The following is a 26,338-nucleotide window of genomic DNA, read 5'->3' as shown; positions in this document are numbered from 1 at the left end:
TTCCTCCTTAGACACGATAAGGCTTGTCCGCGCGTCGCTCAATGAGTGTTAATAGGCCTTGTATAGTTAACGCTATCATCCAATAGATGAGTGAGATAACCACATACACTTGTAACATACCTAGGCCATAGTTGTTGCCTATAATAAGTTGAACTTGTCCCATCATATCGATTAAGCCGATAGTAAAAGCTAACGATGTATCTTTAACTAGTTCGATAATTTGTGTCGTTAAGTTAGGCAAACTGTTTTTAAGTGCTTGTGGTAAGACGATATCTTTAAGTATCCGTGGATATGATAAACCTACAGATATGCCGGCTTCAATTTGAGAATAATCCACAGATAGATATCCCGCGCGCATAACTTCAGATAAATATCCTCCAGTATGTAATGTAAAAGCAAGGATTACGAAGAACAGACGGCTAAGATGATTGATATCTATTCCCACGAATAATAGTGCTTGCGGTAAAGCGAAATACACTAGGAAGAGTTGTAAGATTAAAGGTGTACTGCGAATAAATGAGAGGTAGATGCGTACGAACCTAGCTAATACAGGGATTTGTCTAATGCGAATTATAGCTAGAACTAACCCTAGTAATAATGCCAGTACGAGTGCCGTAATAATCATAAACAACGTTATTGGCAAGCGTGTTACGACTTGGTTAAATAATTCAACCCAGTTTGTAGTTCCCATCTATCGCACCTCCAATCTCGATTTGTCTTTATTTAAACTGTTCACGTCTTTAAATACATTAAGATCGAAATATTTTTGTGATAGTTGTTGTAATTTGCCTTCTTTTTTTAATTCTTTAGTAGCTTGGTCAATATCGTCGTGCAACTGTTGATTTGACTTATTATATACAATGTGTAAGGGTTCTCGTTTAACTATACCGCCGATCTTCGTATTAGTATGAATTTGTTCTTGGATCGCTTTATAGGTGTTCCAATTAATCAGCATAGCATCACGGCGGTTTTGACCCACCATTTTTAAATTATCTCCATTAGAAGGTTCTTGTATCTTATCTATTTGCACTTGAGGATGGTGCGTTTTATTATACTCAGATAATATTGAGAATAGGCCTCCACTTGGTGCCATGGGCGTAAGCTTTTTGCCGGGCAAGTCCTTTAAGGCGCGTATGTCGTTATTATTTTTATTCACGGCTAACATAGGAAGTGCATAGCTATATGGTTCATCTTGATATAAGAATTTTTTCTCGCGTTCGGGTGTTTTGAAAAACCAATTAATACCCATATCGAATTTGCCAGCACCTATACCTACGAGATTTGATTCTTCTTCTCCGAGCTCATATTTAAACTTATACTGTGGTAATTTCTGCTGTAATAGCTTTAAATAATCCATATCTAAACCGACAAAGCGATTGTTTTTATCTGTGTATAAATAAGGTGGGTTAACTTCAGCAGATAAAGCAACCTTTATTTCTCGGGGATGTGCTTTAGTTGCTTTGCTTTCTTCATTATGACGACTACATCCTGTTAATAAGCTAATAATGACGATAAAGGACAGGCACAAAGTTATAGACCGTTTCATCATCAATGATCAACCTCCGCATTCACGTTATTTAAGAAGCGGTTGAGACGAGGTGAGTTTGTTGTCTCGAAGATCTCCTGGGGTGTTCCTCTCAAAAGTATTTCGCCTTTATCCATGAAGAGAATTTGATCCGCTATTGCCTTAGCAAATTCAATTTCATGTGTCACAAGTACCATGGTCATTCCCTCTTCAGCAATTTGTTTAATCACTTGTAGAATGCTACCGATCGATTCCGGATCTAAAGCAGAAGTTGGCTCGTCTAGGAGCAGTACGTGAGGGTTAAGTGCAAGAGCTCTGACTATACCGACGCGCTGACTCTGACCGCCTGATAGTTGAGAAGGGTATTTGTCTTTGTGATCTATCATGTCCACTTTCTTTAAATAGTGTTGAGCAATTTCTTGCGCTTGGCTTTTTGATTTCTTTTGACCGTAAATTAAGCCTTCTGTAATGTTTTCAAGTATTGTCTTATTTTTAAAAAGATTATAGTTCTGAAATATCATGGCTGAATTGCTACGCAGCTCTTTTATATCTCTCTTAGTGTGTCGGGCTGCATCAAATGTAAAATGATTAATTGTGATCTGTCCTGATTTGGGTAGCGTTAATGCATTTAAAGTGCGCAACAGCGTTGTCTTACCGGAACCACTAGGCCCGATTATCGCTGTGACTGAACCTTTATCTTGTTCATAAGAGACATCTTTTAGCACATGATGTTGATTATAATAATGATTAAGATTTTCAACTGAGATCATAGGGCGCCTCCTCTTCTAATTAAAATAAATTTATCACAAGAATTCCTATCGGTAAAGTAGGTTTTAAAAATAGTCTCTTTTATTCAATAAAGTAGAGTGTTAAACTAGGATATAAGTTATACTATGATGAGGTGAACGACGTGCTTAATTCTGCATTAATCAATTCAGAGATACAAAAGAAATGGTTACAGAAACTCGAGGGTGTGAAAGATGAATTTCAGTCTCATGCTGATGAGAATGATCGACGCTCTCGTTTCCCTTATGAGAATGTTGAGTGGCTAATCAATGAAGGCTATACGCTACTAACTTTACCTAAAGCTTATGGGGGAGAAGGAGCTACAGTTGAAGATATGGTAGTTCTCCAAACTTATTTAGGAAGTATTGATGGAGCTACTGCACTCTCTATTGGGTGGCATCTAAGCGTGGTAGGTCAGTTATTTGAACAAGAAATGTGGGAGCAAGACATGCTTAACCGTTTTGCTCAAGCTGTCAGAGAAGGTGCGCTCATCAATCGAGCAGTAAGTGAGGCGGAGACTGGTAGTCCTACCCGTGGAGGTCGACCTGCGACTCACGTTACCGAAACAGATGATGGCTATATTATAAATGGGGTTAAAACCTTTACTTCAATGAGTAAAGGATTAACGCATTTCGTCGTGAGCGCTTATGTCGAATCGTTAGAGCAAGTAGGTTTCTTCCTCGTGAAACATGATATGCCAGGGGTTGAAATTGCAGATAATTGGAATATGATAGGGATGCGTGCGACAGAAAGTCATGATTTAGTATTAAACGACGTACATATACCTAAGGAAAATTTTGTAGAAATCAGAGGGGCGAAAGGCAAGAAGCCAAATGGGTGGATATTGCACATTCCAAGTGTATATTTAGGTATAGCTCAAGCTGCTAGAGATTACGCGGTTGATTTCGCTAAGACCTATAGCCCAAACAGCATTCAAGGAACGATAGGTGAAATTTCAACTGTTCAACAAAATATCGGTAAGATGGAATCACTACTCTTATCTGCCCGCCATTTCTTATGGAGTACAGCGCGTATGTATCATGACAGTGGAGAGCAAATACAAGTTTGGAATGAGACTTCTGCGAGTAAAGTCTTAGTGCTGAACCAAGGACTTGAAGTGGTAGATTTAGCCATGCGTATCGTAGGTGCTAAGAGTCTAGAAATGGAGCGGCCACTACAACGTTATTATCGCGATATGCGAGCAGGATTGCACAACCCTCCTATGGAAGATATGGCTTATACGAATATAGCAAAATCTGTTCTCGGTTTACTATAACGAAAACGGTTATTGATATCATTTTATTTTAGTTATCGAAATCATTTTATAGTTCATGTTTCTTATTCATGTGAAAGTAAGTGCAAGTATCAACGGCTGCTGTTACACTTGAAGCACTTGTAGAAGAGGTTGAGACTAAAGCGTTTAGGAGTTGAGAGGAACCGAACGAAGAGCCAAATGGTTGTCCAAATTTTTGTAAATCGTGCAAGTGTCTGTCGAAAATCCTGATTTTAGGACGTCGTTAAGTGGTTTCCCAGAGCAACGAAACTTTATGTCTCAACCTCTGTTCACTTTCGCAACTCCCTCAATTTAATATATAGATAAGCCAGCACTTAGTCTGATGTCTAGAGAAGAATCTCTTAGGTAAGTATGACTCAAGCGTGCTGGCTTTTACTATAGGATAAAATTTCTAAAAATTGGTATTGCTTAATTGTGTAGAACAAAATATAATTAACAATAATGATAATCATTTTCAATACAAGGAGATTACAGATGAAGAAATTACTCATACCTATTATTGTTCTGTTACTTGTCTTATCAGCATGTGGTAATAAATCTGATGAAAGCTCAAGTAAAGCAGCAACTAAATCATATAAATTAGATAGTGGTAAGAAGATAGATATTCCTAAAGATCCTAAGCGTATTGCCGTTGTAGCACCTACGTATGCAGCTGGTTTAAAATATTTAGGTGCTAATATCGTAGCTGTCAACAATTACGTTGATCAAAGTAAGGTACTTAAAGATAAATTTAAAGGGGTCACTAAAGTAGGAGAAAACGATGTTGAAAAAGTCACAAAGTCTAAACCGGATTTAATCATCGTCTATTCAACAGATAAAAATATCAAAAAGTATGAAAAAATCGCTCCAACTATTGTGATCGACTATGAAAAGCATAAGTATTTAGATCAGCAACGTGAATTAGCTAAGATAGTCGGTAAAGAAGACGAAGAGAAAAAATGGGAAAAAGAATGGACAGAGAAAACTGCTAAAGATAGTAAAGAAATAAAAGATAAAATCGGAGCAGATAAAACGGTCTCGCTCTTCGACGAATTTGATAAAAAACTTTACACGTACGGGGATAACTACGGACGTGGTAGTGAAGTGTTATACCAAGCTTTCGACTTGAACATGCCTGAGAAACAAAAAGAACTTGTGAAAAAAACGGGTTGGTCTGAAGTTAAACAAGAAAAGATCAGTGAGGTTGCTGGTGACTACATCGTGTCAACAAGTGAAGGTAAACCAGTACCAGGCTATGAAAAGACACAAATTTGGAAAAATCTTCCAGCAGTTCAAAATGATCACGTGATTAAAGTAAATGCTGAAACTTACTGGTTCAACGATCCTTATACTCTAGAACATATTAGAAAAGACTTAAAAGAAAAATTATTAAAATAATTTAATATATGGAAAATGATTCATCATAATTAAGCTGAAATGTAAGGATGAGGTTTTTGAGATGAAGAGCTAGTGTTATATTCATCATGCTCTCTTAGATAGTAGTGTATGATATCTAGAGACCTCTGAACATTTCAGCTTTTTAACGACATTAATGTAAACATTACTATATGTTATAGTTTACATTGATGCTATAATTTAAATATTAATTGCGGGAGGATAGACATATGTCGACTAAATTTTTAGTATATACAGCGTTAATGACTGCTATCATCGCTGTGCTAGGTTTCGTACCACCGATACCGCTAACATTCATTCCAGTACCGATTGTATTGCAGAACCTCGGTATCTTTTTAGCAGGTATTCTATTAGGCCGTAAGTATGGTACGTTAAGTGTAGTAGTTTTCTTGTTATTAGTAGCAGCTGGTTTACCTCTGTTATCAGGCGGTCGTGGTGGAATTGGTGTATTTGCCGGACCCTCGGTAGGATTCTTGTTAATGTATCCTGTAGTGGCTTTCTTAATTGGTGTGATAAGAGATTTATATTTGAAAAAGATCAGTTTCCTTTTCTTATTCATTACTATTCTACTTATCGGTGTGATTTTACTTGATGTAGTAGGCGCTATCGTCATGGGACTCATCATTCATATGCCTTTAAGTAAAGCGCTGTACTTATCGCTTACATTTATGCCAGGAGACATCTTAAAAGCCTTGCTTGCTGCGCTGATTGGAAGCATCTTACTTAACCATAGTCGATTCCAGCAACTACTGAGAACAAGATAAAATATTTTTAAGTAGGTAGTTATCATGGCTTCTATTACTTTAGCAGACATTTACAATGATGGAATAACGGATTATCGTGACACTTTTAAGACGGTATATTTAACTCCAGGTTCTCCTAACACCTATTATAAAAACATGTGGGTTTATCACCAAATGCCTACTGTTGCAGAGTGGGAACGAGATCAGCAATTACAACGAAGACAGCACTTATCGCAAGGTTCCGATCATCTATGTTTTTATTTTCCAGAGAATGCTATACTTGATGATCACTGGCAAGCGGTTATACGAAATAAAAAGTATCAGCTTGGCACATTAGAATTATATGCAGTTGAACCTGACCAGTTTCTAAGTGAGAATAGGTGCGACACATCTATAGAAATTACAACTGTCAACACACATAATCTCAATGATTATTTAGAGGTTTTTCGACAGTTTTCACTACCTTATGGGAAAGAGTTTACTGAAGAGAGTATTTCTGAGATAAGGGAGACATATTTGCTAGATGAGAAAGAGCGTTTAGTTGCCTACTCCAACGGCACACCTATCGGAATTTTAGACTTGATCTTTCGTGATAACACCGTAGAAATCGATGGATTTGGTGTCATTGAATCGATGCGGCGTAGAGGTATAGGTACAGCTATGCAACGCTATGTGGCTAAAGTTGCGAGAGGTAGAACTATGATATTGGTAGCTGATGGGGATGACACAGCGAAGGATATGTACTTGAAGCAAGGATATATCTACATTAGCTTTTGTTATCAAATACTTAAAGAACATATCTAATTCGCACAATATATAGAAGGGCTAGATCGAATGCATTTAATCGTCATTCGTTCCAGCCCATTTTTATTTATACTTCTCTAATTGTACGCGGTGCGGGTGGCTGTATACATTAAAGTTACCATCGCGTATAAAACCTATAGCAGTAATATTAAGATCTTTAGCTAATTGCACAGCTAAAGTAGTAGGTGCCGATTTGGACAGGATGACACCTACTCCTATCTTAGCAGCTTTAATAAGTATTTCAGAAGAGATGCGTCCGCTAAAGATTAATACTTTATCGCGCACTGAAATGTGTTGTTGAATACAATAGCCATAGAGCTTATCTAGAGCGTTATGGCGGCCAATATCTTGTCGATGTTCAAAGAACTCATTTCCATCACTAATAGCCCCGTTATGAAGCCCTCCCGTTTGTTTAAATGTCTTACTTGCACTCTGTAGATTCGCCATCATTTCAAGCACTTGATCTGGTCTTATCGTGATCTTTGACATAGAAGTCTTAGCCATAGCAGCATCATTATGAAAGTAAAATTCACGGCTTTTACCACAACACGATGCAATCATTCGTTTAGTTGAATATTCGAAGCGATCAGTTAAAGGTTGAGTTAATTCAACATGAGCGAATCCTTTACTATCATCGATATCAAGTGATTTAATCTCAGATTCCTTCATAATTGCACCTTCAGAAGCTAGAAAGCCTATGGTAAGTTCTTTGAGATGATTGGGGCTACAAATAACAGTCGCAAACTCTTCACCATTCACTATGATAGTAAGAGGGAATTCTGAGGCATAACTATCGCGCGTTTGAAAGAGCTTTCCATCCTGATAGCGAACGATTTGTTGGTCGTAAAGCACATCACGTTCCATTATATCTCTCCTCACATTACTTAGTAGTACTATATATCGTTGTTACCTGAACGTTGTCAATAGTGCAGCATTCAACGTGTATATTTACGACATTCAAGATGATAATATTATTTAAGATGGTAACACATAATTGAAAAAATTATAATTGGCGTCTTTATCACGATAAAACCGTTTGAAGTCTTTCTTTTGAAACAATGGTGCAGGTAAAGACGATCATGGGTATTAGTCAATTTCAGTTGGTAACATCAAATTAAATGACTATAGTGGGTGATGATAGAAATAGGAACTTAATCGCCTATACAAGAAATATTGTTTACACCACATAGCGCGATAAATAATTACTTAGAATTGCGGTGGAAGTTATCATTGATAGTGTTACTAGAGCATGTGATATCCATAAGGCAACTCGTTCATTTAATTTATTGGTATTGATTGATACAACGGTATAAAAGCGTCTTGTTGCTAAAAATTTAAAAGTAAAACGACAAGTTATTACGAAGTATGACATTTAGATAAAATACTCAGACGTGGTGAATAAAATTCATCTTAGCACTACTAATTTGGAATTTGTGTTCCAAAATATTTCTATGGGTAAAAGAAAGAGCAGAATAAGTAGGAAAGTTATATAGTTAGAAACATTAAATGTTACCGATAAACCAAAGCGATTGATATGAGCGGGAGCGGGACAGAAATCTAATTTGAATAAAAAGATTTCGTAGTCCCGCCCCGGCAAGGATGACTAGAATTGAAAAAAGCTTGATACAAGCGCGTTTTCAAATCAGTCATCTACTGCCGAGATGTTGAAAGAGGGAGCGGGACAGAAATCTAATTTGAATAAAAAGATTTCGTAGTCCCGCCCCGGCAAGGATGACTAGAATTGAAAAAAGCTTGATATAAGCGCATTTTCAAATCAGTCATCTACTGCCGAGATGCTGAAAGAGACTGAGACATTACATTATGTACCAGCCTCTTTCTCTCTAGTCAAAGAGCATTATGTCCCAGCCTCTTACCATGAGAAATCATCAATGTTATTTCGCAACTCTACCATATTAAATTAAAAGTGACTAAGCACTAGGGTTTGAATGTCAAAGTTGCTAAAAGAATTCTTCTTCAAGTAAACTATAGATGAAGCGAAACTATAACTTAAGTAAAGCTAAATTAAGGTGTGACGATTATGATAAATAAGCTAGAACAACAATTTGTAGAGCGCTTTAATCAATCTTCATCAGTTAAAGCATTTGCACCTGGTCGTATTAACTTAATTGGTGAGCATACAGATTATAATGGTGGATACGTGTTTCCAGCAGCAATCGAATTAGGAACTTATGGCGTGGCAAGCCTTCGACAGGATCGCGAATTACATTTTTACTCTAATAATTTTAAAGAAGATGGCGAAATTATCACGACGCTAGATTCACTTGATTATAACGGCGCGCACCAGTGGGCGAATTATGCCAAAGGTATGATCAAGTATCTGCGAGAGCAGTTTGATGATATTGATTGTGGATTTAACATTTTAATAGAAGGAAATATACCGAATGGAGCGAGTTTATCTTCATCAGCTTCTCTCGAACTACTCATCGGATGGTTGATTAAAGCATTATTTAAGCTGAACATTAACCGTTTAGAGTTAATCCACTTAGGTCAAAGAGTAGAAAATCAATATATTGGTGTTAATTCAGGTATAATGGATCAGTTTATAGTAGGTATGGGTAAAAAAGATCATGCGATATTGCTTGATACAGCTAATTTACACTATCATTACGTGCCTGCTCAATTCGGAGACTACGTCATTTCGATAATGAATACAAATAAACGTCGCTCTTTAACAGAGTCAAAATATAACGAGAGACGTTCTGAATGTGAAACTGCGCTTAAAGATTTACAAAAGGAAGCGGACATCCTGTCTTTAGGGGAACTCAGCGTAGAGCAGTTTGACAGTTTGAAGCATCACATCAAAGCGTCTCTACCAATGCGACGAGCTAGACATGCAGTAACTGAAAATCAACGAACAAAAGAGGCCTATCAAGCACTACAACAGCGGGATTTTAAATTGTTCGGTCAACTATTAAATGACTCACATCATTCTTTAAAAAATGATTATGCCGTCACTGGTGTCGAACTAGATACTCTAGCCGAGACTGCACAACAAGTTGACGGCGTACTTGGAGCACGTATGACGGGCGCAGGATTTGCTGGCTGCGCAATTGCACTTGTACATAAAGCTGCGCTTAAACAACTTGAATATGAAGTTACTAGCGTTTATAAAGCTACAATAGGGTATGAGCCTTCTTTCTATCACGTCACTGTTGGTGATGGCGTTAAAACGTTAGGGTAAGATAATTATCATTTTAGATCTATTGAGAAAGGAAGTAATACGATGTCAGTGTTAGTCTTAGGAGGCGCGGGATATATTGGCAGTCATGCTGTCGATCAACTGCTGGCTGAAGACTATGAGGTAGTAGTAGTTGATAATTTAGTTAATGGTCATCGAAGTGCTGTAGCAGATGCTGCAACATTTTATGAAGGTGATATTAGAGATAGAGCATTTTTAACGGATGTATTCAATAAAGAAGATATCGAAGGAGTCTTCCACTTTTGTGCATTCTCAATCGTAGGAGAATCAGTAGAAAAGCCTTTGCAATACTTTAATAATAATGTCTACGGTTTACAAGTACTGTTGGAGGTCATGAAAGATAATAATGTGGAGCACATCGTTTTCTCATCCACAGCTGCTGTTTATGGAGAGCCTGACGTTATACCTATTACAGAAGAGGCGCGGCAGTTGCCAACCAATCCCTATGGCGAAAGTAAACTTATAATGGAGAGAATGATTCGGTGGTGTCATCAAGCTTATAATGTTAATTATGCTGCTTTGCGGTATTTTAACGTTGCAGGAGCTAAACCAAATGGTTCTATAGGTGAAGATCATCATCCAGAAACACACCTCATTCCAATTGTCCTAGAAGTAGCTTTAGGGCAGCGAGAACAATTAACAGTATTTGGAGATGATTATGACACTAAAGATGGCTCATGTATCCGTGATTATTTACACGTTTCAGATTTAATAGATGCACATATTTTGGCTTATCAATATTTAAAAAACGGAGGCAAGTCTGGTGCGTTTAATTTAGGAAGCAGTCAAGGTTATTCTGTGTTCGAGATTCTTGAAGCGGCAAGAGAAGTAACGCAACAACCTATTCCTGCTAGTGTTGGCCCCAGACGCGAGGGGGATCCAAGTAAACTAGTGGCCTCCAGCGATAAAGCGAGAAAACTATTAGGATGGCAACCTAAACAAGATGATATTCATGAAATTATTCGAAGTGCGTGGGAATGGCATCGTGGGCATCCTGAAGGGTATTTAGATTAGTTGGAGCGTGAAATTATGTTACTTAATCAAAGCATGGTTAGTCAATTTATAAATTTAGTAGTACATTATGGAGACTATGAAGATCTAGATCGACTCTACATCCAGAATCAACTCATTCGTATATTAAGTGCGCAGGGTGTAGAAACTTCAGAGATTTCGTTAGAAATTACTGAATGGTCGCCTGTAGACTTTTCAGAGTACTGGATTAATCAGATGATTCAACATGGGTTAATTGAGAACGTTTTATATGAAAGAGAAATCATTGAAGCACAATTGTTAGATTTGATAACTCCTAGGCCTTCAACAATTAATCACCAATTTCATCATTTGCTAAGTGATAGTCCTCAAAGAGCTACTAATTACTTCTATGCACTTTCAAAGAGAAATAACTATGTGAAGGAAAAAGCGATTGCTAAAAATATTGAGTTTGAAGTGCCGACTGAGTATGGAGATATTGAGTTAACGATTAATTTATCTAAACCGGAAAAGAGCGCTAAAGATATAGCTCTAGCTAAAGAAGCTGAAAGTGTAGAATATCCAAAATGCGCTTTGTGTATAGAGAATGAAGGGTATCAAGGATCAGTCTCTCAAGCTGCACGTTCAAACCATCGTGTCATTAGATTAGATTTGGATGGTGAAACATGGGGCTTTCAATATTCACCCTATGCTTATTTTCAAGAGCATAGTATAGTGCTATCTAGAGAACATACACCGATGGATATCGGTCGTCAAACTTTTATCAATTTATTTGCTTTTATAGATCAGATTCCTCATTATTTCATAGGATCTAATGCTGATATACCGCTTGTAGGAGGTTCTATCTTATCTCATAATCATTACCAAACAGGACGTCACACATTTCCTATGGATCGAGCTAAAGAAATTAACGCATTCGAGGTGGAGGGGTATGAGGGTGTGAGTTGTTATACCTTGTACTGGCCTATGAGTGTGATTCGACTTAAATCAGATGATAAAGCTAGAATTGTCGATCTTGCGTCATACATTTTGAAGCAATGGATGAATTACAGTGATGCAGAAGTTGGTGTGAGAGCGTATAGTGACTCAGGAGAGCGCCATCATACCGTTACGCCTATAGCACGGCTGCGCGACAAGCAATACGAATTAGATCTCGTCTTGCGTGATAATCAAACTTCTGAAGCGTATCCCGATGGCATTTTCCATCCCCATCCAGATGTTCAACATATTAAAAAAGAAAATATCGGACTTATAGAAGTAATGGGAACCGCGATATTACCTGCACGCTTGAAGGAAGAAATACATATGATACAGAAGTATTTGTTAGGTGAGAAAGAACTTGAAACCAAACTTGGCGTGCACTTCGATTGGGTTAAAGAGATGGAAAGTAAATATGATTTTAATGAAGCAAATATTGACAGTATTTTACGAGAAGAGATAGGTCACAAGTTCAAACGCGTACTTGAGGATGCAGGTGTGTTTAAAAATGATCACCAAGGCCAGATGGCATTTATGCGCTTTATTAAGAGTTTATGAATGAAGACGTTCACAAGTGAGAAGAGTAATACAAGAATTAACGCTGAAGCATAACTGCTTAACATGACAGGCATATTGAAAAGGCCCTTTTTGAATGGTATAGCTTTCTCGACAATGGGTGTATACTAAAATTATCTCCGACTCAGATTTAAAATAGATCGGTATAATATATTTTTTGAAAAATATTTTCACTTAAAATTAATTTAAAGCTATAATTATTGCTTTTAATTAAGATTAAAGGGATATATAATGTGTCTTAAGGAGGGAGAATAATGAAACTTAAACACTTTATAGTTTCACTACTTGTTCTGTGTTTAGTCCTAGCAGGTTGTTCAGGGACTGGAGATAATTCAAAAGACAAATCATCTGAAGATAACAACCCAGAGTTGAAAATTTCAGCAGCGGCTAGCTTAACAGATGTAACAAAAGAGCTAGAGAAAGAATTTAAGAAAGAACATAAAGATGCGAGGATTACATTTAACTACGGTGGCTCAGGTGCTTTGAGATCTCAAATTGAGAAGGGTGCACCGAGTGATGTCTTAATGTCTGCTAACACGAGAGATGTTGATGCGTTAGCGAAAAAAGGTAAAGCGCATCATACATACAATTACGCTAAGAATAAGTTAGTGTTAATAGGAGACAAAGATAGTGACATTAAATCAGTCAAAGATTTAAAGAAGAATGACAAATTAGCGATAGGTGAAGCGAAATCTGTACCAGCTGGTAAGTACGCTGAAGAATATCTTAAGGATAAAGATCTTTATAACAAAGTTAAGCCACACTTAGTTTATGCTAAAGATGTAAGGCAAGTATTGAATTATGTGAATAAAGGCAATTCAAAACTAGGCTATGTTTATAAGACAGATTTAGCTCAAGATCAGAAAAGCGGTAACAGTAACGTTAAACAAATTAATGAAGCACAACTGAAGAAACCTATTACTTATAAGGCAGGAACGACTTCTGATAAGAAACTTGCTAAAGAATGGGTAGACTTTTTAAAAACAGATCAAGCTAAGAAAATTATGAAAAAATATAAATTCGAAGTTTAGGAGGTTTTAGCGATGCCTGACTTCACTCCATTTTGGATTTCTATAGAAGTAGCTTCAATGAGCACAGTTATAGTGACTGTGTTAGGTATTCTCGTATCAAAATGGTTATATGAGAGAAAAGGCATCTTAGCTAGAATTCTCGAAAGTATTATTGTGCTCCCTATAGTATTACCACCTACTGTTATGGGGTTTATATTACTTATCATATTTTCTCCCAAAAGTTTCGTAGGTCGTTTCTTTTCAGAGATTTTACATTTTCCGGTAGTATTCACAATGGCAGGTGCAGTAATTGCATCTGTCATTGTTAGTTTTCCGCTAATGTATCAGCACACTGTACAGGGCTTTCGAGGAGTAGATAGTAAGATGTTAAACACAGCTCGAACGATGGGCGCGAGTGAAAGGAAGATATTTTATAAGATAGTTATTCCACTATCTAAACGGTCTATATTATCTGGTGTCATGATGAGCTTTGCAAGAGCGATCGGGGAATTCGGAGCTACCTTAATGGTTGCAGGTTATATTCCTAACAAAACGAATACATTGCCATTAGAAATCTATTTCCTCGTAGAACAAGGTAAAGAAAATCAAGCTTGGTTATGGGTGCTTGTGCTAGTAGCGTTCGCTGTAGTAGTCATTAGTACGATTAATATTTTGAATAAAGATCGGTATCGGGAGGCATAGTAAATGTTAAATATCTCAATAAAGCACATAGTAAACCAAACCGATATTAAAATTGATATATACACTAAGCTGCCAAAGATTTATGCTATTAAAGGCCCTTCAGGAATAGGCAAGACGACAGTACTCAACATCATAGCGGGTTTACGTGAAGCAGATGAAGCCTATATTGAATTAGGTGAACGCGTTCTTACAGATACGAACATCAATAGACAAATTAAAATTCAAAATAGACACGTAGGCTATCTATTTCAAGACTATCAATTATTTCCGAATATGACCGTCTATCAAAATTTAACATTTATGTCTGCTATGAATGATCATATTCGCAAGTTAATGACGAAGTTGAAGATTGAACATCTTCAATCGCACTATCCCGCTACCTTATCTGGGGGAGAGGCCCAGCGTGTGGCTTTAGCACGTGCATTGACTACTAAACCCGATCTCTTATTACTGGATGAACCATTTTCAAGTTTGGATGATCAGACGAAAGAAGAAGGGATAGCGCTGTTAAGACGCGTATTTAATGAGTGGCAAATACCTATTATATTCGTGACGCATTCTAACTATGAGGCGAATGAGTTAGCGGATGATATTATTAGTTTAGGTTAATGGAGAATGGTTAGAAATTAAGACAAGTCGCAACCATACATCAATGAGGTTTAACAGTAATAAAATGATATATTTTTACATCATTTATTTGGAGCGGGAGAATGACTCTTGTAGAGCAGCTTGAATCTCTCCCGCAGCAATTGTTAGTAATTAATTATTATCAGGTATAGGGAAATAATCATAAATTTCCCCTGAAGTTAAAGCATTACTGAGAGAGCTTAACCACTTATAATAAGATTTAGAGTGTTCGATTTGATTGTAAATAATTTGCGCTTCTTCTTTGGTCTGAGCATCTACATCTGTGGCGTTAAGGATAGCTTCAATTTCATCTTCAGAACGTCGAATAGCTTCCATATTTAACTTGATCTCTCTATTCCATTTCATTGAGAAATAATTACCAAAGAAAGTGAAGAAATCTTTTTCTGCTACGAAATGTTGCTTACGACTACCACGTATAAATTGTTGTTTAACAGCATCGAATTCTTGTAACTTCTTCACTCCAGCACTCATGCTCGGTTTACTCATCTGTAGTTCATTTCTCATTTCATCTAAGGTCATTGACTGTTGACCAAACACCATAGTGCCGTACAAGTTACCCACGCTGCGATTCATACCGTAGAGATCCATCGTTTCTCCAATCGAATTAATCACATGGTCTTTAGCGTGTTCGAGCATGTGTTGATAATTTTTAGAACGTGGCATATCTACACCTCCAAATACAATTAATTATATTATAGCATGAACCACCTTCAATATATATTGCTTTTGTAAAATTGATTAAATTTGAATTAAACAAATCTAATCTTTATCTTAGATAGTTCAAGATCAAGTCAAATCGTTGTGACCGTCATACTATCAAATTATAATAGGGAGAGTAAGCTTTTAATATAGAAAGGAATTATGCTTCATGAATGAGCGTTTTTCGAGACAAGTGCTTTTTAAAGATATTGGTGAGAAAGGGCAACATTTATTATCGACTTCTCACGTGTTAATCATTGGTATGGGCGCTCTAGGCACACATGTTGCTGAAGGACTAACACGCTCAGGAGTAGGGGAATTAACGATCGTTGATAGAGATTACATTGAATTGAGTAATCTTCAACGCCAAACACTATTTACAGAAGAGGATGCGGAGGCTGTACTACCTAAGGCGGTCGCTGCTCAAAAACACTTACATGCAATAAACCAGTCAGTTCAACTTCATAGTCATATCGCTCATGTTGACCGTTACTTTTTAGAACAATGTCGTCCCTCAATCGATCTCATTATAGATGCCACGGATAACTTTGAAACACGTCTACTCATCAATGATTACGCTTATTCTAAGGGACTGCCATGGATATACGGGGGAGTTGTACAGAGTACTTACGTTGAAGCTCCTTTTCTACCTGGACAAACGCCTTGCTTTAATTGTATGATGCGCAATTTACAAGCTATTACTATGACTTGTGACACAGTGGGAGTCATTCAACCCGCTGTGACTATGACTGCTAGTTTGCAAGTAAGTGATGCTTTAAAAGTTCTCACTCAACAACCAATGTCGACCAACATGATATATGGGGATATTTGGAGTGGCTCACATCAACGTATCGGTTTTAGTAAGATGTCTCGTCATCAATGCCCTACATGTGGGAGCGCACCTACTTATCCATATCTCAATCGAAATGAGCGTCAATACGCAACCTTATGTGGCAGAGATACCGTGCAATACAATAATAATAGTATTTCCCAGGAAATGCTGGAAACCTTTCTGCAATCGAAACAGATTAATTATAAAAAGAATGATTTCATTATTCGCTTTCAATTTAAAGGCCATCGCATTGTTAGTTTCAATACTGGACGGCTGCTCATTCACAATATGTCACAGACTGAAGACGCCATATCCTTAATCAATCAGTTATTTGGGTAAATTAAATACAGAAGTTGCAATGAGGAGGTTCATAGGATGAGTCATGCACATGAGAAGTTGAACAGAACGATTGAATGTGCTGTCTTAACTGTTTCAGATACTCGCGATTACGAAACAGATAAAGGCGGGAAGCACATACTAGATTTATTAGCTACGAGCGATGTTAGAGTTAGAAAGAAGCACTATCAAATAGTTAAAGATGATGAAGTAGCTATCAGAACACAAGTTCAACAATGGGAAGATACAGATATAGATGTAATTATTACTACTGGCGGCACCGGCATAGCTAAAAAAGACGTTACAATTGAAGCAATAAAACCCTTGTTGTTCAAAGAAATAGAAGGTTTTGGTGAATTATTTAGATATTTGAGTTATGAAGAAGATATTGGCTCGAAGGCTATGCTTTCAAGAGCGGTAGCAGGCACGATAGGAAAAAGTGGTCAACAGATTGTATTTTGCTTGCCAGGTTCTACCGGGGCAGTGAGACTTGCTATGGAGAAGTTAATCAAACCAGAATTAAATCATTTAATCTCAGAAGTGGTAAAAGATAATAAGTAGTATATAACAATAGCCCAGCACGTAAATTATCTTACATGATCTGGGCTCCTTTTATAAACATCAATGAGATGAGCGATGATATTCGCCAGATTTCCCACCTGTCTTCGATTCTAGGTAAGTCTCGCCAATAATCATACCTTTATCGATGGCTTTGGTCATATCATAAATAGTTAAGGCGGTAGCTGATGCAGCAGTGAGAGCTTCCATTTCAACTCCAGTCTTCCCAGTGGTAGAAACGGTTGCTGTGATGTGAAGTATATAATGATAATGAGATGGTTTAGAAGTTGTCGTCTCCCATTCAAAATGAATGTCAATGCCAGTAAGCGGTAACGGATGGCACATAGGGATAATATTTGAGGTGTTTTTAGCTGCCATAATACCAGCTACTTGAGCGGTGTTTAATACGTTTCCCTTCGCATTAGTATGGTGAACGATCTGGTCGTATATCGCTTGGTTTACGGTGATACTTGAATGTGCTTTAGCTGTCCTTTTTGTAATGTCTTTGCTTGAGACATCGACCATTTTAGCATTGCCTTGATCATTAATATGAGTAAAGTCAGTCATTATAACCCTCCTAGATAAATATAGTATAGCATGTATAAATAAAGTTAAAGGAGCTGATGTTCATGCCAGTTGAAAAGAGAACGCCTATACCTGTGCGTGAAGCGGTAAACCGTGTAATAAAGCAAGATATTCTGTTAGGTACCACTGAAGTTGATTTAGATCAATCAACAGGATACATTTTAGCAGAGGATATCGTAGCTACTTATGAAATACCTCGTTTTGACAAGTCTCCATATGATGGTTATGCTCTACGCTCCAAAGATACACTAGAAGCAAGTGGAGAGCGTCGAATTGAATTTAAGGTTATCGACCATATTGGTGCAGGTTCTGTGTCTTCAAAGGTGGTAGGAGAGTTTGAAGCGGTTAGAATCATGACTGGTGCTCAAATACCTGAGGGTGCTGATGCCGTCGTAATGCTTGAACAAACAGTAGAAGATCAAGATACATTTACTATACGTAAGCCTTTTAAACCAGGGGATAATATAGCTAAAAAAGGTGAGGAAACTCAAACTGGCGATGTTGTACTAGAGAAAGGTCAAGTCGTCAATCCAGGTGCTATAGCTGTATTAGCCACTTATGGTTATACTAAAGTCCCCGTTTATATTAAGCCTAGCATCGGTATTATCGCTACTGGTAGTGAATTATTAGAGGTGGGAGATGACCTAGAAGAAGGTAAGATTCGTAATTCAAACGGTCCGATGTTAGCGTCATTATGTCAGAAAATGGGCATTGAGGTAGAAAGTTACCACATACAGCAAGATGATTTAGAAAGCAGTATTGAAGCGGTGAACAAGGCATTAGAAACACATCATATCGTCATAACTACTGGAGGTGTATCAGTAGGTGATTATGACTATTTGCCGGAGATATATAAAGCCATCAACGCTACTATATTATTTAATAAGATAGCTATGAGACCTGGTAGTGTCACGACGGTAGCTGTAGCTAATGGTCAGTATTTATTTGGATTGTCGGGCAATCCGTCAGCATGCTTTACTGGGTTTGAATTATATGTCAAACCTGCTGTGTATAAGATGATGGGAGCGAAGAAATACTATCCACAAATCGTTCAAGCTACTTTAATGGAGGACTTTATGAAACCGAATCCTTTCACTCGTTTCATTAGAGGAATAGCTACGTTCGACGGTCAGCAGATGACTGTCTCTCCTGCTGGATTTAATAAATCTGGCGCAGTCGTTTCGATTGCGCATAGCAATGCGATGATCATCCTTCCTAAGGGCACACGAGGTTACAAGAAAGGTTATCAAGTTAACGTTATACTTACTGAATCGCAAGCATTTGAAGAGGAATTTAATATATGATTATGCAAGTTGTTGGATATAAGGACTCTGGGAAAACGACGTTAGTTGAGTACATTGTTAAGCAAGCGAAAAAGAGAGGGCTCACTGTAGTGACGATTAAACATCATGGTCATCAGGGTGAAGATATCACTTTACAAGATCATCAGGTCGACCATATGAAACATTTTAGAGCCGGCGCAGATCAGAGTATCGTTCAAGGAACTGCTTACCAACAAACCGTTACACGTACGCGTAAACAGAATCTTTCAGATATTATCGATGAGTCTGTTACAATAGATAATCAACTCATAGTAGTAGAAGGATTTAAACAAGCAAATTATCCTAAGATTATTGTTTATAGCACGCAAGAAGAACTGAGACAGTTAAGTCAGCTTAATCAAATTATTTTTAGATTAAATAGCAATGATGCTAATCATTTAGAGGAATTTAATAAATGGCTTGATAGAGAACTAGAGGGATTAATATAGATGAAACAATTTGAAATTGTAAATGAACCGATTGACACGGAGCAATACCGTGACTTTGTAGTTACGCCTTATCAAGGGGCTGTAGTTGTTTTTACCGGACATGTGCGTGAGTGGACAAAGGGCGTCAAGACAGAGCATTTAGAGTATGAAGCATATATACCTATGGCTGAGAAGAAATTACAGCAAATCGGAGAGGAAATCAGTCGTAAATGGCCTGGTACGATTGTTTCAATAGTCCATCGTATAGGCGCTCTGCAAATTTCCGATATCGCTGTTTTAATTAGCGTGTCGTCACCTCATCGTCAAGATGCCTATCGGGCTAATGAATATGCTATCGATCGAATCAAAGAAATCGTGCCTATTTGGAAGAAAGAAATTTGGGAAGATGGTGCTGAATGGCAAGGGCACCAAAGAGGATATCATAGCGATGCTACAAGGGGTGATAAAGATTGAGAATTCTTTACTTTGCAGAACTCAAAGAGACGCTGCAGTTAGAACAGGAAGACATCGATTTAAGTTATGATTTAACAGTAGAAGATTTTAAAAGTGATCTTTTTCAACGTCATCCAGCGATCAAAGATAAAGCCTTTCAAGTGGCAGTAAACGAAGAGTTCGTTACTAATGATGACGTGATTCAACAGGGTGATACCGTAGCGCTTATCCCACCTGTGAGCGGTGGTTAAACCATGATTGCAATCATACTTGCAGGCGGACACTCTGAGCGTTTCGGGCGCCCAAAAGCTTTTGCAGAAATCCAAGGGAAGCCCTTTTATCTGAAACTCATTGAAACTCTAAATGAAACGGCTCTCTTTGACGAGATCGTTATCAGTACGAATGAGGATCTCTACGATCAATTCAATTATAAACATGTCGTGGTTGATGTAGATGACTGTAAAGACAAAGGGCCTTTAGCTGGCATTTATTCCGTCATGTGCACTTATCAAACTGATTTGTATTTTGTAGTTTCTGTCGACACGCCTATGGTGACTACAGGAGCCATTGCCTATTTATTTGAACAATATAAGGATTACCAAATTGCTACATCGGCTGATATGGTAGGATATCAGGAGCAGCAACACTGTATTCCTACATTAGCTTTTTATTCAGACTCGGTTAAAACTCAACTGCAACACGTGCTTGAGTCTAATGATTTAAGCATGCGGCATCTATACAATCAAGTTCGTAGTTATTGGGTTGACGTTTCAAATGTTCCGGTACCGTCATATTGGTATATGAATATCAACTATCCAAAAGATCTAGAGCGTTTAAATGAAATTTTGAATGTTTAATAGGGGGGCAACATTATGGTTGACCAAATCACTGATAAATTAGGGAGACCGATTCGGGATTTGAGATTATCAGTTACTGATCGCTGTAATTTCCGCTGTGATTATTGTATGCCTAAAGAAATATTTGGTGATGATTACGTCTTCCTCCCTAAGGATGAGTTGCTCACATTTGAAGAGATGGAACGTATTACTAGAGTTTATACTCTTTTAGGTGTTAAAAAAGTGCGAATTACAGGTGGGGAGCCATTGCTACGTAGAAACCTCTATCAACTCATAGCGAGATTGAATGAGATTGATGGTATAGAAGATATTGGGCTAACTACAAACGGTCTATTACTAAAAAAACACGGTCAAAAACTATATGATGCAGGACTGAGAAGAATTAATGTCAGCTTAGATGCTATTGACGATGAAGTATTCCAAGCAATTAATAACCGAGATATTAAAGCCTCGACCATTTTACAACAAATTGATTATGCTTGCTCAATAGGATTCAAAGTCAAAGTCAATGTAGTGATTCAAAAAGGGGTTAATGATGATCAAATCATACCTATGGTTCGGTATTTTAAAGAGAAAAATATCACGGTAAGATTTATCGAATTTATGGATGTAGGAAATGATAATGGTTGGGATTTCAGCAAAGTCGTTTCTAAAGACGAAATGTTAGAAGTGATTGAACAAGAATTTAATATCATGCCGGTGCGACCGAAGTATTATGGTGAAGTTGCTAAATATTATCGCCATAAAGATAATGGGGCTCTGTTCGGTCTCATCACTAGTGTTTCAGAATCATTCTGCTCTACTTGTACTAGAGCTCGTCTCTCTTCTGATGGAAAGTTCTACGGGTGTCTCTTCAGTGAAGTTGATGGTTTCGATGTGAAAGCCTTATTGAGGAATGGCGCGACTGATGAAGAATTAGAACGTCAATTTAGAGCACTGTGGCGTGTTAGAAATAATCGATATTCAGATGAACGTACCGAACAAACAGTAGTGAATCGAAAGCGGAAGAAGATAAATATGAATTATATCGGCGGTTAAGAACGACAGACTGTTGCTGACAATAATTCAATGTATTAAACGCACTTAAATCGAATAAGGGAGCGGCACAGAAATCTAATTTGAATAAAAGGATTTCGTAGTCCCGCCCCGGCAATGATGACTAGAATTGAAAAAGCTTGGTACAAGCGCATTTTTCAAATCAGTCATCTACTGCCGAGATGTTGAAGAGGCTGAGACATTATATGATGTCCCAGCCTCTTTCCCTCTATTCAAAGACCTTTATGTCCCAGCCTCTAAAAGTTTAAACCTCTTTAATAAGATTCTTTAACTTTCCGACCATGAAAGAGGTAGTAAAGCACCATTGTGATGAGGGCGACGATGGCCATCAGTCCATAAAGTGAAGCATAGGATAACGAGTTAATTAGGAAGCCGAGTAGATAGGGTCCTAAACCAATACCTAAATCGAGTCCGATGAAATAGGTGGACGTGGCTACCCCGTATTTAGCTGGTGGAGAGACTTTGATTGCTACTGCTTGCATGATTGATGATATTGTACCGTAACCAGCACCGAGGCATAGGCCTGCTACTACCATTAACCAGCTACTAGAAGTGAAGTAGAGACAAACAAATGTGAGTATTAAAAATATAAATGAAGGATAAGCAACGACGTTCTCATTACGATTATCCATTAAGCGACCTGCTAGTGGTCGGGTAAATAATGAAGAGAGCGCATAGAAGATAAAGAAATAACTAGACACTGTTACTAAATTGATTTCCTCTGCATAATCTTTGATAAACGATAAGATGGAAGAGTAAGTAAGCCCTGATAACACCATAAGTATAGCTACTGGTACAGCTTCTTTAGCCAAGTAGTTACTTAAATCAAAGCCTTTACTTTTTTCTAGGGATGAATGTTGTTCTTTAGAAGTTGTTTCAAATTGAACTTTTATAAAGAGGGAAGTGATAAGGCTAATGATGCCACAGGCCAAACAAAGTCCAAATAGGACTTCAATAGGATATATGTTTGATAAAAATAGACCGAAAAATGGACCGATTGCAGTACCAATGACTAAGCTCAATGAGAACATGCTAATACCTTCACTCTTGCGTTCAGGCGGGGTGACATAAGCTGCGATAGTACCGGTTGCGGTAGTGATGATGCCTGTTGCAATCCCGTTGATCAGTCGTGTAAACATTAAGAAGAGAAGTGACCCTTCGATAAAGTAACAAAGTTGAGTAATAATGAGAAAAATCAAACCGCAGATAAGTATTTTCTTTGGTCCAAGTTGGTTAACATATTTACCAGTAGTAAAGCGGCCGATCAAAGAGCCGATGATGAATAACCCAGTTACCAAGCCAGCTATACTTGCTGATGCGTTATAAGTAGTTGTAGTATAACTAGCAATAAGTACGATGAGTAAATACATACTTAAGTATACTAGAAAGTTAGTCAGAAAATTAATGTTAAAGCTTTTAGTCCATATGGGCGTTTTAGTTGTCTCTGTATGTCCCACGGATTATTCCTCCTCTGTTTGTACTATTTGTTCATAGATTGTCGTTAACGTGTTTAAAGTGATGTCTATTTCCTCCTGCGAAAGATTAGTAGTATCAATCAAGTGATTCTGAACCTTTGTAACTTCATCGTAAATTTGATTAAATAATTGTTTCCCTTGGTGGGATAAAGTAAGCCACTTTTGCCGGCGATCTGTACCTTGAGATATTTCTAGCAATTGTTTATCTGAAAGCACTTTAAGAATCTTTCTGGTAGTGGGTTTCTCAATTGCTCGACGAGTTGATATTTGAACGAGCGTTGTCGGTTGATGAAAGGCGATGTCTTTAAGAACTAGCCATTGTCCATTGTATAGATCGTGTGCTTCAAAGATGGGTCTACAGAGTTTAACGTACGGTCTGTATATAGCAGTTATACTGTTAAATAAACGATTTGTTTCCATATTCTCTATCCTCACATATTTAAAAATAGTTAGCTTCGCTAACTTTAATCAGCGATTTCTATTGTAAGTCTTTCTACTACTTTTTTCAATAGCTATATTTAAAAAACAGAATGATTGAGTTTGAAGAAATGAAGGTGATAATTTGTTATGATGGTATTTAACGGAAGTGAGAAGAAGTGAGGAAAAATTATGTCTCTAAAATTAGATCATATCATTCATTACGTTAAAAATATTGAACACTTTAATTTCCCTGGCGATATATTAAAGATTCATCCAGGAGGAAAACATGAAAAACTGGGTACGCATAACCGTTTAGTTTACTTAAAGAATGCTTACGTAGAATTGTTAGATATTTATAAAATAGAGCAATTGCAGAAAATAGTTAAATCCGAAGAGGGCAGAGTCTCCTTTCCATCTAAAATAGTTCAAGATGGCTTCAGTCAAGGATTTAAAACAATAGCGTTTGAAACGAATGACATCGAAAATGAAAAAGCGCGCTTGGAACAATTAGGAGTTAATGTCATAGGTCCAATATCTATGGAAAGAGAGAATAAAAAAGGTAAACGCAAAACGTGGAAATTATTATACATTGCAGAGTTTGATTATTGTGTTAAACCGCCATTTTTTATTCAATGGGATGAACCTCAACGAGAAAGGGAAGAGGCATTGAGCCCTCTTAGACAAAATCATTTCACTCTCGGCTCAATAAATATTGAAAGTAAGAATCGGCATAAAACAGTAGAGAACTGGCAAAAATGGTACAATATGGCTATTTGTCGAGATAATGAGGAGTTTACAGAACTTAAACTAGATGATGAAGTGGTTTACCGTATCTTCGATGGTGATCAATCATCGTACAAATCGATCGTTATCGAAGATGATGAGACAACTTCATCTTACTCCTTTAATATACGTGGGGCAGAATACCGCTTTATTTAGTTTAGGTACATATAAATGTAAGTGCTGTGCACAAGTATTGCTATGTGGACTAGAACCACTAGACAAGTGAGAATGCTTAAAGTAGTATTCCATCGAGACTTTGGTAATAACATAAATAGAACAGAAATAATTAGAGAAAATGCAACGAGGATTACTTTAAGACTGAAGTTATTAACTGTTAGCGTATAAGATAAAGCGTAAATAATGAAAAATAAATTAGTAATTAATATAATCATGAGTAAGATATTGCGCATAAAAACCACACTTTCAACTAGATAGTTCAATGATAACAAAACGTTTCCTCGAAGGTGAAAGGTAATACTTTTGTAAGTACAATAAGAGAACTGGTATAAAAAGGAGAATTTCAAATAAATGGAAAGAATGAATATCACAGATCAAGAACATGATGATTTCGTTAAATCTCATCCGAATGGCGATTTGCTCCAACTTACGAAATGGGGTGAAACTAAAAAGCTCACGGGTTGGTATTCGAAGCGTATAGCGGTTGGTGAAGATGGGAAAATCAAAGGCGTAGGTCAACTGTTATTTAAAAAGGTTCCTAAACTACCTTATACTTTATGTTACATTTCTCGAGGGTTTGTCACAGACTATACAAATCAAGCAGCTTTGAAAGCGCTTCGTGATGAAGCAATTCAAGTTGCTAAAGGAGAAAAATCTTATGCTATAAAGATAGACCCGGATGTAGAAGTAAGCAACGGGACTGAAGCGTTACGTCATTTAAAAACATTAGGGTTCAAACACAAAGGTTTTAAAGAAGGCTTATCTAAAGATTACATACAACCGCGAATGACGATGATTACTCCTATCGATCAATCAGATAAAGAGTTAATCCAAAGCTTTGAACGTCGCAATCGTTCTAAAGTTCGTACTTCTTTGAAGCGGGGGACTAAAGTAGAACGGTCTGGTAGAGAGGGGTTAAAGACCTTTGCTCATCTGATGAAGATCACAGGCGAAAGAGATGGTTTTCTCACTCGCGATGTGAGTTACTTTGAGAATATTTATGATGCGCTTCACCCGGATGGCGATGCTGAGTTGTTCTTAGTCAAACTTGAGCCTAAATTCGTTTCTCAAGAGTTAGCAATGTCATTAGACAAACTACATGCTGAACGTGCTAAGTTAAAAGATAAGAAGCAAGATAAGAAAACGTTAAATAAGCTTAATGATAACGAGAACAAGACAGCTAAGACAGAAGCATTGTACAATGACATGAAAGAGTTAGAGAGTACTCATCCTGAGGGTATCTATTTATCTGGAGCATTGCTTATGTTCTGTGGTAAAAAATCATATTATTTATACGGTGCTTCTTCTAACGATTATCGTGATTTCTTACCCAACCATCACATGCAATTTGCCATGATGCAGTATGCTAGAGAGCACGGCGCAACGACGTATGACTTCGGTGGGACAGATAATAATCCAGATAAACATTCCGACCACTATGGATTGTGGGCTTTCAAGAAGTCTTGGGGCACTTATTTAAGCGAGAAGATAGGTGAGTTTGACTATGTATTAAATAAGCCTTTATATCTCGCTATCGAAAATCTTAAACCGAAGTTGACAAATGCTAAGATTAAGATTTCACGTAAATTAAGAAAAAATAAGTCATAACTATGTATATATAAAGGGAGCGGGACAGAGATCGTTTTATTCAAATTAGATTTCTGTCCCGCTCCTGAATCGTGAGTG

General features: G+C 37.4%; 30 protein-coding genes. 20 read left to right on the top strand and 10 right to left on the bottom strand.

Going from position 1 to position 26,338, the window contains the following annotated elements; genetic code table 11:
• Nucleotides 1-7: 7 nt before the first annotated feature.
• From N9R04_RS00530 to N9R04_RS00520, 3 genes are read right to left on the bottom strand one after another with little or no spacing between them, the layout of a single operon-like run.
• Nucleotides 8-691, bottom strand: coding sequence for an amino acid ABC transporter permease (locus tag N9R04_RS00530; RefSeq protein WP_262853553.1), 684 nt, complete (start codon nucleotides 689-691; stop codon nucleotides 8-10).
• The gene (locus N9R04_RS00525) at nucleotides 692-1,546 is read right to left on the bottom strand and encodes an amino acid ABC transporter substrate-binding protein (protein ID WP_262853708.1); all 855 of its coding nucleotides are present in this window, start codon (nucleotides 1,544-1,546) and stop codon (nucleotides 692-694) included.
• Nucleotides 1,547-1,548: 2 nt separating this feature from the next.
• Complete coding sequence (locus tag N9R04_RS00520; RefSeq protein ID WP_262853552.1) at nucleotides 1,549-2,295, bottom strand: amino acid ABC transporter ATP-binding protein; 747 nt, start codon at nucleotides 2,293-2,295, stop codon at nucleotides 1,549-1,551.
• A gap of 140 nt (nucleotides 2,296-2,435) precedes the next feature.
• Here N9R04_RS00520 and N9R04_RS00515 point away from each other — a divergent pair, with 140 nt between their 5' ends.
• Complete coding sequence (locus N9R04_RS00515; protein WP_262853550.1) at nucleotides 2,436-3,587, top strand: acyl-CoA dehydrogenase family protein; 1,152 nt, start codon at nucleotides 2,436-2,438, stop codon at nucleotides 3,585-3,587.
• 46 nt (nucleotides 3,588-3,633) lie between these two features.
• Here the strand turns inward: N9R04_RS00515 and N9R04_RS00510 are convergent, their stop codons facing one another.
• Entirely contained in the window at nucleotides 3,634-3,795 is a 162-nt protein-coding gene (locus N9R04_RS00510) for a hypothetical protein (protein ID WP_262853548.1), read from the bottom strand.
• A 284-nt stretch (nucleotides 3,796-4,079) separates the two neighbouring features.
• Here N9R04_RS00510 and N9R04_RS00505 point away from each other — a divergent pair, with 284 nt between their 5' ends.
• From N9R04_RS00505 to N9R04_RS00495, 3 genes are all read left to right on the top strand, one after another.
• Complete coding sequence (locus N9R04_RS00505; protein ID WP_262853546.1) at nucleotides 4,080-4,982, top strand: ABC transporter substrate-binding protein; 903 nt, start codon at nucleotides 4,080-4,082, stop codon at nucleotides 4,980-4,982.
• 227 nt (nucleotides 4,983-5,209) lie between these two features.
• Nucleotides 5,210-5,764: a biotin transporter BioY gene (locus N9R04_RS00500; RefSeq protein ID WP_262853545.1), complete on the top strand. Its 555-nt coding sequence runs from the start codon at nucleotides 5,210-5,212 to the stop codon at nucleotides 5,762-5,764.
• 24 nt (nucleotides 5,765-5,788) lie between these two features.
• A complete protein-coding gene (locus N9R04_RS00495) occupies nucleotides 5,789-6,547 on the top strand; it encodes a GNAT family N-acetyltransferase (RefSeq protein WP_262853543.1) in 759 nt (252 codons plus the stop codon).
• A 63-nt stretch (nucleotides 6,548-6,610) separates the two neighbouring features.
• Here the strand turns inward: N9R04_RS00495 and fdhD are convergent, their stop codons facing one another.
• Together fdhD and N9R04_RS00485 are read right to left on the bottom strand one after the other, a co-directional pair.
• Nucleotides 6,611-7,411 (bottom strand): formate dehydrogenase accessory sulfurtransferase FdhD, encoded by an 801-nt coding sequence (gene fdhD / locus N9R04_RS00490; protein WP_262853542.1) that lies wholly within the window; start codon nucleotides 7,409-7,411, stop codon nucleotides 6,611-6,613.
• Nucleotides 7,412-7,952: 541 nt separating this feature from the next.
• Nucleotides 7,953-8,144: a hypothetical protein gene (locus tag N9R04_RS00485; RefSeq protein ID WP_262853541.1), complete on the bottom strand. Its 192-nt coding sequence runs from the start codon at nucleotides 8,142-8,144 to the stop codon at nucleotides 7,953-7,955.
• 441 nt (nucleotides 8,145-8,585) lie between these two features.
• Here N9R04_RS00485 and N9R04_RS00480 point away from each other — a divergent pair, with 441 nt between their 5' ends.
• The 6 genes from N9R04_RS00480 (at nucleotide 8,586) to N9R04_RS00455 (ending at nucleotide 14,632) form a co-directional block, all read left to right on the top strand.
• Nucleotides 8,586-9,749, top strand: a complete 1,164-nt coding sequence (locus N9R04_RS00480) for a galactokinase (RefSeq protein ID WP_262853540.1) — start codon at nucleotides 8,586-8,588, stop codon at nucleotides 9,747-9,749.
• Between the two features lie 42 nt (nucleotides 9,750-9,791).
• The gene (galE, locus tag N9R04_RS00475; protein WP_262853538.1) at nucleotides 9,792-10,781 is read left to right on the top strand and encodes a UDP-glucose 4-epimerase GalE; all 990 of its coding nucleotides are present in this window, start codon (nucleotides 9,792-9,794) and stop codon (nucleotides 10,779-10,781) included.
• 15 nt (nucleotides 10,782-10,796) lie between these two features.
• Entirely contained in the window at nucleotides 10,797-12,293 is a 1,497-nt protein-coding gene (gene galT, locus N9R04_RS00470) for a UDP-glucose--hexose-1-phosphate uridylyltransferase (RefSeq protein WP_262853537.1), read from the top strand.
• A gap of 272 nt (nucleotides 12,294-12,565) precedes the next feature.
• Nucleotides 12,566-13,342, top strand: coding sequence for a molybdate ABC transporter substrate-binding protein (modA, locus tag N9R04_RS00465; RefSeq protein ID WP_262853535.1), 777 nt, complete (start codon nucleotides 12,566-12,568; stop codon nucleotides 13,340-13,342).
• A gap of 12 nt (nucleotides 13,343-13,354) precedes the next feature.
• Nucleotides 13,355-14,023 carry a molybdate ABC transporter permease subunit gene (modB, locus tag N9R04_RS00460; RefSeq protein ID WP_262853533.1) on the top strand — a complete coding sequence of 223 codons (669 nt, stop codon included), beginning with the start codon at nucleotides 13,355-13,357 and terminating at the stop codon, nucleotides 14,021-14,023.
• 3 nt (nucleotides 14,024-14,026) lie between these two features.
• Nucleotides 14,027-14,632, top strand: coding sequence for an ATP-binding cassette domain-containing protein (locus N9R04_RS00455; RefSeq protein WP_262853532.1), 606 nt, complete (start codon nucleotides 14,027-14,029; stop codon nucleotides 14,630-14,632).
• Nucleotides 14,633-14,782: 150 nt separating this feature from the next.
• On the opposite strand, the gene cudC is transcribed toward N9R04_RS00455, so the two are convergent.
• Nucleotides 14,783-15,334, bottom strand: a complete 552-nt coding sequence (gene cudC / locus N9R04_RS00450; protein ID WP_262853531.1) for a choline uptake/conversion transcriptional regulator CudC — start codon at nucleotides 15,332-15,334, stop codon at nucleotides 14,783-14,785.
• A gap of 205 nt (nucleotides 15,335-15,539) precedes the next feature.
• Between cudC and N9R04_RS00445 the strand changes: the two genes are divergently transcribed.
• A complete protein-coding gene (locus N9R04_RS00445; RefSeq protein ID WP_262853528.1) occupies nucleotides 15,540-16,541 on the top strand; it encodes a ThiF family adenylyltransferase in 1,002 nt (333 codons plus the stop codon).
• Between the two features lie 36 nt (nucleotides 16,542-16,577).
• Entirely contained in the window at nucleotides 16,578-17,099 is a 522-nt protein-coding gene (locus N9R04_RS00440; RefSeq protein ID WP_262853526.1) for a MogA/MoaB family molybdenum cofactor biosynthesis protein, read from the top strand.
• 60 nt (nucleotides 17,100-17,159) lie between these two features.
• Here N9R04_RS00440 and moaC read toward each other — a convergent pair whose 3' ends face one another.
• Entirely contained in the window at nucleotides 17,160-17,663 is a 504-nt protein-coding gene (gene moaC / locus N9R04_RS00435; RefSeq protein WP_262853525.1) for a cyclic pyranopterin monophosphate synthase MoaC, read from the bottom strand.
• 62 nt (nucleotides 17,664-17,725) lie between these two features.
• On the opposite strand from moaC, the gene N9R04_RS00430 reads away from it, so the two are divergent.
• The 6 genes from N9R04_RS00430 to moaA are packed head-to-tail and all read left to right on the top strand — an operon-like array spanning nucleotide 17,726 to nucleotide 21,779.
• Nucleotides 17,726-18,985 carry a molybdopterin molybdotransferase MoeA gene (locus N9R04_RS00430; RefSeq protein ID WP_262853524.1) on the top strand — a complete coding sequence of 420 codons (1,260 nt, stop codon included), beginning with the start codon at nucleotides 17,726-17,728 and terminating at the stop codon, nucleotides 18,983-18,985.
• Complete coding sequence (gene mobB / locus N9R04_RS00425; RefSeq protein ID WP_262853522.1) at nucleotides 18,982-19,452, top strand: molybdopterin-guanine dinucleotide biosynthesis protein B; 471 nt, start codon at nucleotides 18,982-18,984, stop codon at nucleotides 19,450-19,452. Before N9R04_RS00430 ends, mobB begins: the two co-directional genes overlap by 4 nt.
• On the top strand, nucleotides 19,453-19,905 hold the full coding sequence (locus N9R04_RS00420; RefSeq protein WP_262853521.1) for a molybdenum cofactor biosynthesis protein MoaE: 453 nt from the start codon (nucleotides 19,453-19,455) through the stop codon (nucleotides 19,903-19,905).
• Nucleotides 19,902-20,135, top strand: a complete 234-nt coding sequence (moaD, locus tag N9R04_RS00415; protein WP_262853520.1) for a molybdopterin converting factor subunit 1 — start codon at nucleotides 19,902-19,904, stop codon at nucleotides 20,133-20,135. The genes N9R04_RS00420 and moaD overlap by 4 nt, the downstream gene beginning before the upstream one ends.
• A 3-nt stretch (nucleotides 20,136-20,138) precedes the next feature.
• Nucleotides 20,139-20,741, top strand: a complete 603-nt coding sequence (mobA, locus tag N9R04_RS00410; protein ID WP_262853518.1) for a molybdenum cofactor guanylyltransferase MobA — start codon at nucleotides 20,139-20,141, stop codon at nucleotides 20,739-20,741.
• 15 nt (nucleotides 20,742-20,756) lie between these two features.
• Nucleotides 20,757-21,779, top strand: coding sequence for a GTP 3',8-cyclase MoaA (gene moaA / locus N9R04_RS00405; RefSeq protein ID WP_262853516.1), 1,023 nt, complete (start codon nucleotides 20,757-20,759; stop codon nucleotides 21,777-21,779).
• A 272-nt stretch (nucleotides 21,780-22,051) separates the two neighbouring features.
• Here the strand turns inward: moaA and N9R04_RS00400 are convergent, their stop codons facing one another.
• Together N9R04_RS00400 and N9R04_RS00395 are read right to left on the bottom strand one after the other, a co-directional pair.
• Nucleotides 22,052-23,254 (bottom strand): MFS transporter, encoded by a 1,203-nt coding sequence (locus N9R04_RS00400; protein ID WP_262853515.1) that lies wholly within the window; start codon nucleotides 23,252-23,254, stop codon nucleotides 22,052-22,054.
• Between the two features lie 3 nt (nucleotides 23,255-23,257).
• Nucleotides 23,258-23,692, bottom strand: coding sequence for a MarR family winged helix-turn-helix transcriptional regulator (locus N9R04_RS00395; protein WP_262853513.1), 435 nt, complete (start codon nucleotides 23,690-23,692; stop codon nucleotides 23,258-23,260).
• A gap of 189 nt (nucleotides 23,693-23,881) precedes the next feature.
• On the opposite strand from N9R04_RS00395, the gene N9R04_RS00390 reads away from it, so the two are divergent.
• Nucleotides 23,882-24,631 (top strand): VOC family protein, encoded by a 750-nt coding sequence (locus tag N9R04_RS00390; protein WP_262853512.1) that lies wholly within the window; start codon nucleotides 23,882-23,884, stop codon nucleotides 24,629-24,631.
• A gap of 372 nt (nucleotides 24,632-25,003) precedes the next feature.
• Nucleotides 25,004-26,260: a lipid II:glycine glycyltransferase FemX gene (locus N9R04_RS00385; RefSeq protein ID WP_262853511.1), complete on the top strand. Its 1,257-nt coding sequence runs from the start codon at nucleotides 25,004-25,006 to the stop codon at nucleotides 26,258-26,260.
• Nucleotides 26,261-26,338: the final 78 nt, after the last annotated feature.

This window comes from Staphylococcus marylandisciuri (assembly GCF_025519785.1).
In the GTDB taxonomy this organism is placed as follows: Bacteria; Bacillota; Bacilli; order Staphylococcales; family Staphylococcaceae; genus Staphylococcus; species Staphylococcus marylandisciuri.
The sequence above is the reverse complement of the archived record's forward strand: the minus strand, read 5'-3'. Positions and strand labels throughout refer to the sequence as shown.

Excerpts from the sequence above, each read along its gene's own strand:
- N9R04_RS00480 (WP_262853540.1), top strand. The coding sequence starts at position 8,586 with ATGATAAATAAGCTAGAACAACAATTTGTAGAGCGCTTTAATCAATCT.
- N9R04_RS00500 (WP_262853545.1), top strand. The coding sequence starts at position 5,210 with ATGTCGACTAAATTTTTAGTATATACAGCGTTAATGACTGCTATCATC.
- N9R04_RS00430 (WP_262853524.1), top strand. The coding sequence starts at position 17,726 with ATGCCAGTTGAAAAGAGAACGCCTATACCTGTGCGTGAAGCGGTAAAC.
- mobA (WP_262853518.1), top strand. The coding sequence starts at position 20,139 with ATGATTGCAATCATACTTGCAGGCGGACACTCTGAGCGTTTCGGGCGC.
- mobB (WP_262853522.1), top strand. The coding sequence starts at position 18,982 with ATGATTATGCAAGTTGTTGGATATAAGGACTCTGGGAAAACGACGTTA.
- N9R04_RS00440 (WP_262853526.1), top strand. The coding sequence starts at position 16,578 with ATGAGTCATGCACATGAGAAGTTGAACAGAACGATTGAATGTGCTGTC.
- modA (WP_262853535.1), top strand. The coding sequence starts at position 12,566 with ATGAAACTTAAACACTTTATAGTTTCACTACTTGTTCTGTGTTTAGTC.
- galE (WP_262853538.1), top strand. The coding sequence starts at position 9,792 with ATGTCAGTGTTAGTCTTAGGAGGCGCGGGATATATTGGCAGTCATGCT.
- moaC (WP_262853525.1), bottom strand. The coding sequence starts at position 17,663 with ATGACTGACTTTACTCATATTAATGATCAAGGCAATGCTAAAATGGTC.
- N9R04_RS00530 (WP_262853553.1), bottom strand. The coding sequence starts at position 691 with ATGGGAACTACAAACTGGGTTGAATTATTTAACCAAGTCGTAACACGC.
- N9R04_RS00495 (WP_262853543.1), top strand. The coding sequence starts at position 5,789 with ATGGCTTCTATTACTTTAGCAGACATTTACAATGATGGAATAACGGAT.
- N9R04_RS00420 (WP_262853521.1), top strand. The coding sequence starts at position 19,453 with ATGAAACAATTTGAAATTGTAAATGAACCGATTGACACGGAGCAATAC.
- moaA (WP_262853516.1), top strand. The coding sequence starts at position 20,757 with ATGGTTGACCAAATCACTGATAAATTAGGGAGACCGATTCGGGATTTG.
- cudC (WP_262853531.1), bottom strand. The coding sequence starts at position 15,334 with ATGCCACGTTCTAAAAATTATCAACACATGCTCGAACACGCTAAAGAC.
- N9R04_RS00525 (WP_262853708.1), bottom strand. The coding sequence starts at position 1,546 with ATGAAACGGTCTATAACTTTGTGCCTGTCCTTTATCGTCATTATTAGC.
- N9R04_RS00395 (WP_262853513.1), bottom strand. The coding sequence starts at position 23,692 with ATGGAAACAAATCGTTTATTTAACAGTATAACTGCTATATACAGACCG.
- N9R04_RS00390 (WP_262853512.1), top strand. The coding sequence starts at position 23,882 with ATGTCTCTAAAATTAGATCATATCATTCATTACGTTAAAAATATTGAA.
- fdhD (WP_262853542.1), bottom strand. The coding sequence starts at position 7,411 with ATGGAACGTGATGTGCTTTACGACCAACAAATCGTTCGCTATCAGGAT.
- N9R04_RS00455 (WP_262853532.1), top strand. The coding sequence starts at position 14,027 with ATGTTAAATATCTCAATAAAGCACATAGTAAACCAAACCGATATTAAA.
- N9R04_RS00520 (WP_262853552.1), bottom strand. The coding sequence starts at position 2,295 with ATGATCTCAGTTGAAAATCTTAATCATTATTATAATCAACATCATGTG.
- galT (WP_262853537.1), top strand. The coding sequence starts at position 10,797 with ATGTTACTTAATCAAAGCATGGTTAGTCAATTTATAAATTTAGTAGTA.
- N9R04_RS00505 (WP_262853546.1), top strand. The coding sequence starts at position 4,080 with ATGAAGAAATTACTCATACCTATTATTGTTCTGTTACTTGTCTTATCA.
- N9R04_RS00445 (WP_262853528.1), top strand. The coding sequence starts at position 15,540 with ATGAATGAGCGTTTTTCGAGACAAGTGCTTTTTAAAGATATTGGTGAG.
- modB (WP_262853533.1), top strand. The coding sequence starts at position 13,355 with ATGCCTGACTTCACTCCATTTTGGATTTCTATAGAAGTAGCTTCAATG.
- N9R04_RS00385 (WP_262853511.1), top strand. The coding sequence starts at position 25,004 with ATGGAAAGAATGAATATCACAGATCAAGAACATGATGATTTCGTTAAA.